This is a genomic window from Streptomyces hamibioticus (assembly GCF_047946815.1).
Taxonomy (GTDB): domain Bacteria; phylum Actinomycetota; class Actinomycetes; order Streptomycetales; family Streptomycetaceae; genus Streptomyces.
The window spans coordinates 4,209,679-4,221,959 of sequence record NZ_JBKKQY010000001.1 but is presented as its reverse complement, the minus strand read 5'-3'; the positions used below and the strand labels follow the sequence as shown (position 1 = coordinate 4,221,959).

Sequence of the window (12,281 nt, the reverse complement as noted above, 5' to 3'; positions counted from 1 at the left end):
TGCGCTGTGTACACGCCAGTTCGGGGGCTCCCCCGGACATGCGACCGCGCGGGGCGGCGGGACCGTGTCGTCGTCCGGACGTCCGGTCCTGGCGCCCCGCGCGGCCTGCGGCTCCCGGACCGGTCTGGGGACGGTCGGTGCGGCTTCGGCGTGCGGTCGGTGCGGTGTTCTGTGGTGCGGTGTTCTGTGCTGCGGTGCCGCCGCGGCTCAGTGGGCCACGGCTCGCGCCATGGGACCACGGCGCGGCTGCGCGGGAACGCCTCGGGCGGCTTCCGGCGCGGGCCTGGCTCCGGCGGCCGGCTGACGGCCTGCCGGCCCCGGGCTGCGGCGCGGCTGGGCCGCCACGCCGTTCTGGACGTCCATCACGGCGTGCGCCACGAGGCCGCCCATGGGGTCGTGCCTGATGAGATCCCGCAGCCGGGATCGCGACGACCGTCCCTCGTTCCCCGGATACAGGTGCTTGCCGAGCCCGACCGCGTGCGCGAGCGCGGCCAGCGCCGCGGTCCGCGGGTCCGGCGGTACGCCGGTGCGGATCGCGGAATCCAGCCGGGCCCTGATCTCCCGGCTGATCGCCGTGTCCGTCGCCTGGTAGCGCGTCGTCGGCAGCACCCCGCACATCTGGCCCTCCACGGCATGCACCATGCCGCATCGCTCCAGGTGCGAGAGATAGGTCTGGCGGAGCCCGAGACGCGGCCCGCCGATCCAGTGGACGGCCCGCACCGGAGCGCCGCGCCTTCGCAGCAGCTCCAACGCGCAGTCCAGTGTCGGATCTCCAGTCGGCCGTGGCACCACCACGGCGATACGATCCCCGTCTGGGGCTATCCGTCCGGCCATCGCCAGCTCCACGAGCTGTGCCCCGGCCAGACCGAGGTCGAGCGACTGCGGCTGTGCAGTGGTACCCGTGGCCGGGTCCAGTGCCAGCAGCAGAAGCTCCTCCGGAATTGTTCTGCGGCTCCTGCCCATCCATGCCTCCCCGCGTGGATGAATGACAGGGTGACCCCTCTCACATTGGTCTGTCGAGGGTGCGTGACCTGTTCGTAGTGGAACCGGTAGGTATGTCGTTCTCGTCTACCGCAGGGGTTCTCCCCGTACACAGGACACTGGTACATGGTTCGTTATGCGCACGCGGTGCGTGCGGCGCATGGAGGAGGCATCGGTGGCGGGCGAGTCCCCCGACAGGTCGAAGCAGCGCGAGTCGTCGGCAGAACCGACGTCGGGGAGCCCGGGTCCGGTTCCCGAGGCGAGGACCGAACAGAGCGAGACGGCCGGCGCGGCCGGGAAGCCTGATCCCCGGCTGGCGATGACGCGGGAGACCGACGTCTCCGCGGTCCGCGCCGAGTCCGGCGGCGGCGTCGACACGGCGACGCGCGTGCTGTCGGTCCGTGAGGCGGAGGACGGCACCGCGGAGGACGGCACCGAGGGGGAGGCCGCCGGCGACGGCGCCGAGACGGCCGGATCGTCCGAGTCGCCGGAGCCGTCGGATTCCCCGGAGCCGTCGGAGCCGTCGGCGCCGTCGGAGTCGCCGGTGTCCTCCGAGGCCGGCGAATCGCCGGAGGCCGCCGAGGAGAGCGACGGCCGGCTGCGGGACGCCGTGGCCGCGTGGGTGCGTTCCGCGGACGACGCGGCCGGAGACGCCGAGGATGCCGGGGGCGCCGGCGCGAATGCGGAAGCGGAATCGGAAGCAGAGGCGGCGTCGGACGCGGAGGCAGAGGCAGACCGCGGCGAGGACGCCCGGGAGACCGCCCAGGAGAGCCCCGAAGCGGAAGAAGCCGCCGAGGGTGCCGAGGTGCCCTCCGAGGCCGCCCAGGGCGCCCAGGAGCCCGCTGAGGAGACCGTCGAGGAGTCTGCTGAGGAGTCCGCCGAGGAGTCCGGGGTGGCTCCCGCCGCAGGGGGCGGCACCGGGACCGCCCGGGGCGACGAGGGCACCGAGGGCGCCGAAACCGGAGCCGACGGCGACAGCGGCGGCGACAGCGGCGGCGACGGCGACCGCCCCGTCGACCAGGCCACCGCCGTCTTCAAGGCCGTACGCCCCTCCGCGCCCGCCGTCGACCAGCCGACGACCATGCTGAAGCTGGGCGACGGCGCCGCCCGGGACCCGAAGAAGACCGACAAGACCGACAAGGCGGACGGGCCCGAAAGAACCGGCACGGGCGCCGCCGAGGCCCCCGCCGAGCGCACCAGCAAATTCGTCGCGCTCAAGCCGCTCGACGACCCGTCGACCCGCAAGCCGCCGCCGGCCGCCGAGGCCACCACCGCGCTGCCCAGGGTGACGCGGTCGCCGAAGGCCCCTCAGTCCCCGGCAACGGCCCCCGAGCCCCCGAAGGCGGCCCCTCGGCCCCCGAAGGCGCCCCCCGCCGAAGCCACCGCGGCCGTGCCGCAGGTCGGGCCCGAGCGGACGACGCAGCAGCCGCTGCCGCCGAAGCCGCCGCTGGACCTGCTGGCGGAGCTGACGAACACCCCGCCGCCCCCGGAGACCCCGCTGCGCACGGCCGTGCGCCGGGTCAAGATCTGGACGCCGCTGGTCCTGCTGCTGGTCGTCGTCTTCGCGGTCGTGCAGGCGATGCGCCCGCTGCCGGAGCCCACGCTCGACCTCACGGCGCAGGAGAGCTTCACGTTCGAGGGCGGCATGCCCGAGATCCCGTGGCCGGCCTCGGGGCAGGCGGCGCTGGACGTGCAGGGCATCGGCACGTTCGGCTCGTCGGGCGAGCAGAAGCCGGTGCCGATCGCGAGCGTCGCCAAGGTGATGACCGCATACGTCATCCTGCGTGAGCACAAGCTGGGCAGCGGTGAGGAAGGCCCGAAGATCGCCATCGACCAGGCCGCCGAGGACCAGTCGCAGGCCGGCCAGGAGTCGACCGTGAACGTCTACGCGGGCGACTCGATCTCCCAGCGGGAGGCCCTGGAGAGCATTCTGATCGCGTCCGCGAACAACGTGGCGCGGCTGCTGGCCCGCTGGGACGCCGGGTCGGAGAAGGCGTTCGTGGAGAAGATGAACGCCACCGCCGAGGAACTCGGCATGACCAACACGACGTACACCGACCCGTCGGGGCTGGACAACACGACGGTGAGCACGGCCGTCGACCAGGTGAAGCTGGCCAAGGCCGCGATGAAGGAGCCGGCGTTCCGTGAGGTCGCGGCGATGATGTCGTACGACGACTACAAGGGCGTCAACCACTCCAACTGGAACCACCTGGTCGGCCACAACGGCGTGGTCGGCATCAAGACGGGCACCACCACCTCGGCCCTCGGCAACCTCGTCTTCGCGGCGAAGAAGGAGGTCGGCGGCGAGACGCGGACCATCATCGGCGCCGTGGTGCGGCAGCCAGCCGGCGGCAAGGACAACACCATCCTCGGCGCGGCGCTGGACTCGTCCGACAAGCTGATCCGTGCCGCGCAGGACGCGCTGGAGTCGGCGACGATCCTGAAGAAGGGCGATGTCGTCGGGTATGTGGACGACGGTCTGGGCGGCCGTACGCCGGTCGTCGCCACGCAGGACGTCAAGGCGGTCGGCTGGCCGGGGCTGACGGTCAAGCTGACGTTCGCGGCGGACGACGTGCCGCACACCGCGGAGGCGGGCACCAAGGTGGGCACCCTCACCGTGGGCGACGGCGGCACCAGCGGGGCCGTCAAGGTCCCGGTGGCCCTCCAGAAGGACCTGGTCGAGCCCGCCCTCGCCGACAAGCTGACCCGCATCGGCTGATGCGGCCCCGACAGCGCCCCGTCCGGCTTCGCGGAGCCGGGCGGGGCGCTGCTTCGTCACGGAGTCATCGGTCGTCGGGCCTCGGTCATCGGTCATCGGGCCTCGGTCATCGGTCATCGGGCCTCGGTCATCGGTCATCGGTCATCGGGGAGGCCGTGGCCCGAACCTCACTGCGGGTGCGGTTCGCAGCGGCGCTGGAGCAACGTGCAAAGTCCCCGAGGGCTCCGCGCCCGGGCGGGCCCGTCGCCGCGCACCGTCGCCGCGCACCGGGCCGGGTGGCGCTACCGGGTCTGCTCGCACTCCAGCGGCTGTTCGCGCGACGGCCCGCCGTACAGGGAGCTGATGCGGACGTCGCCCGCCTCGCGGACCGTGAGCCGGGTGAATTCTCCGTGCTGGGTCAGGCAGCTGTTGTCGGCCCACAGCCAGGGCGAGTAGGCGACCCGCACGGTGACCGTGCCGGGCCTCGGCATGCGGACGACCAGGTTGGCGCCGTCGGCGCTCACCACCGAGGCGGGCTTGTCGACCAGGGGGGTCGCGTTCTTCACCCGGTAGACCTTCCAGTTGGCGTCCTCCCACACCTTGTCCAGATAGTCCGGCTCGCTGGTCACCAGCGCGTGCTCGAGCCTCGCGGGGCCGTCCGGCTCTCCGTTGGCGAGGACGACGAAGCCCACGGCCCATTCGGAGAGCCAGGCGCGGTAGGCCCCGGGGGAGAACGTGCCCTCGGGGACCTCGGTCCCGCCGTGTCCGTCGTAGAAGAGGCGCCCGCGCTCCACGTCGGCCTGGCGGTTCCAGCCGCGCGCCATGTTGATGTGCGGCGCGAGGATGGCGGCCTCGCGGTGGTCGCGGGCCGGCACCACCTCGACTCTCGTCTTCCAGGCGTCCAGACGTTCCAGCTCCTCCACGACGCCGTCGATCTTGACGGCCCACTCCGGCACCTTGGTGTTGGTGACGATGTCGGCGATCGTCTTGCCGGACAGCCAGGTCAGCGACAGCGCCAGGGCGACGCCGCACCACAGCTTCCGCCGCCGGGGCGTGAACCAGCGAAGCGGCAGCGCGGCGGGCCGGGCGTCACCTCCGTCGTCCTCGCGTCCGCTCCCCCGGTGCACCGCGATGGCGAGCAGGGCGGCAGGCGCGGCCAGCTCCGTGAGCCGTTCGACGTTCGTGCCGATCGGCGACGGGATCAGGTAACAGAGCACCACTCCGAGCGCGTACACGGCGGCGCTGTACCGCAGCACCCGCCAGGCGCTCGGCGCCGCCAGAACGACCACCGCGCACAGCAGGACGGGCGGCCAGATCCGCCCGAACGGCATGGGCTGTTCGCCCTCGAACGGGAAGAGGAGCGTGGTCGTGGCGACCACGGCGACCGGTGGCGCGAGAAGGGCGGCAGCGCGGCCCCACTCGCGCGTCAGCAGACAGGCGGCTCCCACCACGAGGACGAACAGGCCGGCGACCGGGCTTCCCATCGTGGCCAGTGCCGTGGCCACGGCCGCCGCCGTGATGTGCCTCCTGGAGCGTCCGCCGACCGCCGCGAGCACGGCGCCCATCGCGAAGGCCATCCCGAGCATGAAGGTCGAGCGGCCCGACACGACCTGGCACCACAGCGAGAACATCACCATCAGCGCGGGCCAGAGGGGGCGGCGCACACCGGTCCGCTGGACCAGTTCGCCGGCCAGCCACGACGACGCCAGTCCCGACAGCAGGGTGACGGGCACCACGCCCAGGGCGGCCATCAGGTACGGCGACATCACGCTGTAGTTCACTACGTGCAGTCCGCCGTACCAGAACAGGTTGTAGGCGTAGCCCGGATAGAGCCGGGCGAACTCGGCCCAGGCGACCTGCGCGGCCAGGTCGCCGCCGCCGGTCGCGAACACCGCCCACCACACCCCGTACAGCGGCACGGCGCAGGCGAGGACCGTGAAGGCGAGGCGGTGACGCAGGTACCACGGCTGCGGCGGCAACGCGGGCTCGCCCCCCGGCAGGGCATGGCGGTGGGGGGTCAGCTCGGCAAAGGCCACTGCGGCTTCCCGTTCGACTCGTGCGGGCGGATCTCTCTTCGGGTTAGACGTTAATCGACCGCCGGCGGTTGGCAGACCGGGCGCTCAGGAGTGACGGCCCCCGTGGGTGCTGTCGGAACCGGCGGCGGACGGCGAACCACGAATCGTTCAGCCAGCTGAACGACAGTCACCGAGCAGAACAATTTTGCTCGCCCTTGACCCTCCCCTTCCTTGTCGTGCCCGCGTCGACGCGCCCAGGATGAGCGGGCCGTTCACATGACGGACCCTGGGAGGGGGCACATGAACAGTCTCGACTGGGCCGTGCTCATCGGCTACTTCGCGGTGATGGTCGCGATCGGCGTCTGGTCGCACAAACGCGTCGACGACGTCAGCGACTTCTTCACGGCCGGCGGCAAGATGCCCTGGTGGCTCTCCGGCATCTCGCACCACATGTCGGGCTACAGCGCGGTGATGTTCACCGGGTACGCGGGCATCGCCTACACCTACGGCGTCACGTCCTTCGTCACCTGGTCGTTCCCCATCGCGCTCGGCATCGCCATCGGGTCGAAGCTGTTCGCGCCGCGCATCAACCGGCTGCGGTCCCGGCTGCACGTGGCGTCGCCGCTGGAGTACCTGAAGAACCGGTACAACCTGCCGACCCAGCAGGCGCTCGCCTGGTCCGGGATGCTGCTGAAGATCGTGGACGTCGGCGCGAAGTGGGCGGCCATCGCCACTCTCCTGTCGGTGTTCACCGGCCTCTCGCTCAACCAGGGCATCCTCATCACCGGCGTGGTGACCGGCATCTACTGCACGATCGGCGGCCTGTGGGCGGACGCGCTGACCGAACTGGGCCAGTTCGTCATCCAGTTGCTGGCGGGCCTGGCGATGTTCTTCGCGGTGCTGGTGAAACTCGGCGACCACGGCGGCTTCTTCGGCGTCTGGGACGAGCCGGAGCTCCAGGGCCACGCCGAGCCGCTGGTCGGCCCCTACGGCACGGTGTTCCTGCTCGCCTTCCTCTTCATCAAGCTGTTCGAGTACAACGGCGGCATGCTCAACCAGGCCCAGCGCTACATGGCCACCCCCACCGCGCGCGAGGCCGAGCGGTCGGCGCGGCTGTCGGCGGTGCTGTGGCTGGTCTGGCCGCTGGTGCTGTTCTTCCCGATGTGGATGTCGCCGCTCCTGGTGGAGTCGCAGAAGGCGGACGGCTCCGACTCCTACGCCCTGATGACCGAGCAGCTCCTCCCGCACGGCCTGCTGGGCCTGGTCATCGTCGGTTTCTTCTCGCACACCATGGCCATGTGCTCCTCCGACGCCAACGCGATCGCCGCGGTGTTCACGCGGGACGTGGCGCCGGTGCTGTGGGCGCGGGCGCGCAGGTGGAGCGACCGCTCGGGCCTGGTGGCGGCGCGGGTGACGACGGTCGTCTTCCTGGCCCTGTCAATGGGGGTGGCCACCCAGGTCGACTCCCCCACGTTCAAGGACATCATCACGGTCGTCATCAAGTGGGTGGCCGGTCTGATGGGGCCGATCGCGATCCCGATGATGCTCGGCCTGCTCCGCCCGTTCCGCCGCTCGGGCCCGACGGCGGCGCTCACCAGCTGGGCCGCGGGGCTGCTCGCCTTCTGGCTGGTCAACTACCCGGTCAACTGGAGCGTCGAGGGCGGCGTACCGCTGGAGTACCAGGTGTCGATCCCGCTGGCGGTGTCGCTGCTGCTGTACGTCCTGATCGGCTACGTGAAGCCGGAGGACACCCCGGAGCGGCTGGCGGTCATCGAGCGGGTGAACACGGACGACGACGGGCCCGGCTCGGCGGGAGCCGCCGCCGCGGTCCCCGCCCCCGCGGGTCAGCGCACCTAGGGCAGCAGCACGGACAGCACCCTGCCGTTCTCGAAGGTGACGAAGAGCGCCCCGCCGTGCACCAGTCCGCTGGTGGGCGGCGGGGCGCTCCTTTCTCCGTCGGGCTGCGGCCAGCCGCCGAAGGTGCGCGGGAAGGCGTCGCCGCCGCCGGCCAGCTCCGGCAGCCGTACGCCGCTCTCGTCGGCCGCGATCACCTTGTCCCCGGCCACCCGTGCGACGCCGTTCCCCGACCACGGCTCCGCCCACCGGACCCGGCCCGTCCTGAGGTCACGGGCGACCAGTTCCGCCTCGTAGCCGTCCGACGTGCTCCTCCTGCTGGACAGCAGCGTGCCGTCGCGGCTCACCGCCAGGGGGCGCCCGGCCAGGTCGGCGGCGGTCACCGGCTTCAGCGTCCGGCCGTCGCGGACACCGGACGGGCAGGACACGTACGCGGTCTCGGCGGCCATCGGCTCACAGCGCTCGGAGACCTTTGCGAGCGTCCTGCCGGTCACGGGATCGAGGCTGACGGAGGCGGCACGGCCATGGAGGTGGACGGAGTCGCCGACGGTCTCCAGCGAGCCGGGCTCCATCCCGTCGACGCGGCGTTCCCACTGCTGCTCGCGGTCGCCGGTGGTGGAGTGGGCGCGGACCAGCGTGCCGTCGCCGCCCCGGTGGGCGATGAACAGCCGGTTCCCGTGCACGCGCACCTTCCGCGGCGGGTTCCCCTTCGGGGCGTCCACGGTGGCCACCGGCTCGCCGTCGGCAAGACGCAGCACGCTGATGCCGTCCCGTCGTGCCGACGACGCGTAGGCGTACGTGCCGTCCAGGTCCGGTTCGGCCGCGTCGCTCCCGTCGGCCGTGCCGCCATCCGGGTAGCGCCACAGGAAGGTGCCGTCGTCGGCGTTCCGCGCCTCCAGCGACACCCCGCCCGACTCCTGGTGCAGCCGGCACACCAGGGTGGTGTCGCCGAGCACGCACCCGCGCGGCTCACCGTCGCTCTCGAACGTGGCCTGCCAGGGAGACCAGTCGCCCGACAGCTTCGAGCGGTCCATCGCGTCGGGCCCGAAGTCGCTGACGTCACTGCTGACGAGCACGCTCGGTGCCGCCCCGGCGGAACCGCCCGCTCCCGCGGCGCCGTCGCCGCTCCCTCCGCCGTCGGCACCGCCGCCGTCGAGCACGGACATCACCACGGCCGTGGCCACGCCGACCACCAGCCCGGCCGTGACACCCGCCGCCCAGCGAAGGCGGGCGGACCGGCGCGAGCGGGCCGGGACGGTGCCCGCAGGCCAGGGCGCCGCGTCCGGTACGGACTCCGGGCGCGGTGTGGACTCCCCGCCCGGCACGGGCCCCGGGCGCGGAGCCGCCGCGGCCGGGCCGGGCGCCCGCTGCGGCGCGGGCGGTGCCAGCAGCGCCCGGCCCACCGCGGTCTCGTACTCGCCGATCAGCCGCGCCACCCCGGCCGGCCACGGGAAGGCGCCGGTGCGCGGCGCGGGGGCCACGCCGGGCCGGGCGTTCGCGGCGGCCGGGTCCAGCTCCCGGATCAGCCGGGTGGTCGTCGGCCGGTCGGCCGGGTCCGGGGCGAGGCACGCGGCGATGAGTTCGCGCAGTTCGCCGGGCACCTCGGACAGGTCGGGACGGCCCTGCGCGATGCGGTGGACGATCGCGGCGAGTTCGGTGTCGTGGAAGGGCCCCCGGCCGGTCGCGGTGAAGCACAGCACCGCGCCGAGGCAGAACACGTCCGACGCGGCGGTCACCGACCGGTCGCCCGCGACGTGTTCGGGCGACATGAAGCCGGGCGAGCCGACCATGATGCCCGTCGCGGTCAGCGCCGTGGCGTCGTAGGCCTGCGCGATACCGAAGTCGATGAGCCGGGGCCCGCGGGTGCCGAGGACGACGTTGCCCGGCTTCAGGTCCCGGTGGACGAGGCGCGCCCCGTGCACGGCGGCCAGTCCGCGGGCCAGGTCGGCGCCGAGTTCCCGGACCACCGGCACCGGCAGTGCGCCCGCGCGCGACACCGCCTCGTCCAGTGGCGGACCGGCGACGTACTCGGTGGCCAGCCAGGGCCGTTCGGCGTCCGGGTCGGCCGCGACCAGGGCGGAGACGTACGGGCTGCGCACGGCCCCCGCCGCCTCGGCCTCCCGCCGGAAGCGCACCCGGAAGTCGGGGTGCAGCTCCAGGTCACGGCGGACCGTCTTCAGCGCGACCAGGTCGTCGGGGCCGCCGTCGGGCGGCAGGGCGAGGTGCACCGTGCCCATGCCGCCGGAGCCCAGGCCGCCGAGCAGGCGGTAGGGGCCGGTGTCGTAGGGGGCGTTGCCGTCCAGCGGGCGCAGCACGTCGGGTCTCCAGTCCGGGGCTTCGGCGCGGCGGTCAGGTCTTCGGCAGTTCGAAGGACCGCACGGTGCCGTCGTGGAAGGCGAGGTACAGGACCCCGCCGAGCGAGATGAGCTGGGGCTCCCACGTGTCGAGGGCGAATCCCGCGTCCTCGTACCGGTGCGCGTTCCCGGGGGCGTGCTTGATCCGGTAGCGCTTCCTGTCGCCGCCGCCCTGCGGCTCGGTGTACAGGAACTCGTTGTCCACGGTCACCGACGTGTCGCCGACGGTGGAGGACACCGTGAACGCCGCCTCTTCCGGCAGGGGACCGCTGTCCGCCGACGGCGTGGGGGACGGCGGCGGGGCGTCGTCCACCCGACGGAGCGTCTTCTCGTCCAGCGTCACGGTCCTGTCGCCGGTGGTGCACAGCACCCGGCCCTCGGTCGCCCGGACGATCTCGCAGCCACCGCCCTCCTCGTCGGTGTAATGGGTGGCCTTGCCGGTCCGTGCCTCGAAGCCGATCAGTCCGCCGTCGGTGGTCGCCAGGACCCTGCCGCCCGCGACCTCCCACGCCATGTAATGGGAGCCCACCGACGAGATGCCGGTCCGTGTGGAGACCGCCCGTTTCCACAGCACTTCACCGGTGTCCGCGTCGAAGGCGCCGACCGTGACCCCCTCATCGTCCTGCCCGGTGAGGAACACGGCGCCCTCGCCCACCAGCACAGGCGCCTTGGGCGACCGCTCGGCCTCCGGCATGTCCTCCTCCCAGCGGACCTTGCCGTCGGTGAGGGACCAACCCTTCACTTTGCCGCTCTCGTAGGAGACCACGAGGTCCCCGTAGATGACCGGCTCCTTGGCGCCACCGGGAAGCAGGAGGCCCAGGAGGGGACGCTCGTGCGCCTTCGTTCCCGGATCCGGGGACGGTACCCTCCAGCGCTGCTTTCCGTCGGCGGCGCCCACCGCGACCATGCCGCCGTCCAGCATGCGGCACACCAGGACCTCGGCACCGAGCGCGCAGCGGGTGGGCCGGCCAGGCAGAGCCGTGGTCCACTCTCGCCAGCCGTCGGGGCGGACCGACGGGTCGGCCGGGAAGGACCGGCTGCCGTCCACGCCCGTCTCGTCGAGGCCGACGGCCCGCTCCGGCTCCGCCGCGGCCGACGCCGAACCGGACGCGGACGGCGAGGGACTCCTGCCGCCGGCCTCCGGCTCCCCGGCGCCCTGGATCGCGCGCAGCCCGAACGCCCCGAGCACACCCGCCGCCACGGCCGCGGCGAGCACCGTCAGGACCGTACGCCGGGAGGGCCGGGCCGAAGGCGTCGGCACCGGCGGGCGCGCCGGGTCCGGAGCCGGGCCGCCCGTGACCGTCTCCGCACTGTGCACCGGTGAGGCGCCCGGCATCGTGGGGACCCGGCCCGGCACCGCTTCCGCCCGGGCCACGACCCGCGCCAGCTCCTCCTCGTACCCGGTCACCAGGGCCTGCACGGCCGCCGGCCAGCGGGCGCCGGCCGCCTCCGGGCCCCCCTCCGCCGGGGCCCCTGCCGCCTCCACCGCCGCCCTGAAGCGCCCTTCGAGCGCGACGGCGTCGGGCCGGGCGAACGGGTCCGGGCTCAGGCAGTCCGCGACCAGTTCCCGCACCTGCTCGGGCACCGCGCCGAGATCCGCGTCGGCCTGCGAGATGCGGTAGAGGACGGCGGCCACCGGTCCGTCACCGAAGGGCGTGGCGCCCGTGGCCGCGTAACACACCACGGTGGCCAGGCAGAAGATGTCGGAGGCGGCGACGACGTGGCTGCCGCCCAGCACGTGTTCCGGTGACATGAAGCCGGGCGAGCCGACCATCGCGCCCGTGGCCGTCATGGTGCTCGCGCCGAAGTCGCGGGCGATGCCGAAGTCGATGACCCGGGGGCCGTCGGCGGCCAGCAGGACGTTCGCCGGTTTCAGGTCCCGGTGCCGGATGCGGGCGTGGTGGATGCCGCGCAGCGCGCGGGCGAGGCCGAGGCCGAGGTCCAGGACCGTGGCGACGGGCAGCGGGCCCGTTTCCCGGACGGCACGCTCCAGCGTCGGTCCGGCCACGTACTCGGTGGCCATCCAGGGCCGGGCGGCCTCCGCGTCTCCGGACAGCAGGCGCGCGGTGAAGCGGCCCTCCACCGTGCGCGCGGTCGCGATCTCCCGGCGGAACCTGTCCCGGAAGGCCGCGTCACCGCCCACGTCGGCCCGCATGACCTTGACGGCGGCGAGCCGCGGGGCGGTCGCGGACGGATCGGGGCGCACGTCCGCGCCCAGATACACCTCGCCCATGCCCCCGGCGCCGAGCCGGGCGAGAATCCGGTACGGACCCACCTGACGCGGGGCTCCCGCGTCGAGTCCAGCCAGCATGCCGCCCCCCTGTTGCCCCCGTCGTGCCCGCTCCCGGTGATCCACTCTCACATCCGTGGGTGTGACGC

Annotated in this window: 6 protein-coding genes; 2 read left to right on the top strand and 4 right to left on the bottom strand. The window is 73.3% G+C overall.

The annotated features are described in order from the left end of the window. Window positions 1-207 precede the first annotated feature (207 nt). Window positions 208-963, bottom strand: coding sequence for a GOLPH3/VPS74 family protein (locus tag ACLGIH_RS19045; protein WP_416526445.1), 756 nt, complete (start codon window positions 961-963; stop codon window positions 208-210). Between the two features lie 193 nt (window positions 964-1,156). Here ACLGIH_RS19045 and ACLGIH_RS19040 point away from each other — a divergent pair, with 193 nt between their 5' ends. Further along, complete coding sequence (locus tag ACLGIH_RS19040) at window positions 1,157-3,700, top strand: serine hydrolase (RefSeq protein WP_416526444.1); 2,544 nt, start codon at window positions 1,157-1,159, stop codon at window positions 3,698-3,700. 281 nt (window positions 3,701-3,981) lie between these two features. On the opposite strand, the gene ACLGIH_RS19035 is transcribed toward ACLGIH_RS19040, so the two are convergent. Next, a complete protein-coding gene (locus ACLGIH_RS19035; RefSeq protein WP_416529422.1) occupies window positions 3,982-5,658 on the bottom strand; it encodes a hypothetical protein in 1,677 nt (558 codons plus the stop codon). Window positions 5,659-5,994: 336 nt separating this feature from the next. On the opposite strand from ACLGIH_RS19035, the gene ACLGIH_RS19030 reads away from it, so the two are divergent. Continuing rightward, a complete protein-coding gene (locus tag ACLGIH_RS19030; protein WP_416526443.1) occupies window positions 5,995-7,551 on the top strand; it encodes a sodium:solute symporter family protein in 1,557 nt (518 codons plus the stop codon). Here ACLGIH_RS19030 and ACLGIH_RS19025 read toward each other — a convergent pair. Beyond that, complete coding sequence (locus ACLGIH_RS19025; RefSeq protein ID WP_416526442.1) at window positions 7,548-9,863, bottom strand: protein kinase domain-containing protein; 2,316 nt, start codon at window positions 9,861-9,863, stop codon at window positions 7,548-7,550. The genes ACLGIH_RS19030 and ACLGIH_RS19025 overlap by 4 nt on opposite strands. Window positions 9,864-9,897: 34 nt before the next feature. Further along, on the bottom strand, window positions 9,898-12,213 hold the full coding sequence (locus ACLGIH_RS19020) for a protein kinase domain-containing protein (protein WP_416526441.1): 2,316 nt from the start codon (window positions 12,211-12,213) through the stop codon (window positions 9,898-9,900). Window positions 12,214-12,281: the final 68 nt, after the last annotated feature.

What these genes read in the sequence shown, in the direction of transcription:
- ACLGIH_RS19030 (WP_416526443.1), top strand. Translation starts at nt 5,995, where the DNA reads ATGAACAGTCTCGACTGGGCCGTGCTCATCGGCTACTTCGCGGTGATG.
- ACLGIH_RS19045 (WP_416526445.1), bottom strand. Translation starts at nt 963, where the DNA reads ATGGGCAGGAGCCGCAGAACAATTCCGGAGGAGCTTCTGCTGCTGGCA.
- ACLGIH_RS19020 (WP_416526441.1), bottom strand. Translation starts at nt 12,213, where the DNA reads ATGCTGGCTGGACTCGACGCGGGAGCCCCGCGTCAGGTGGGTCCGTAC.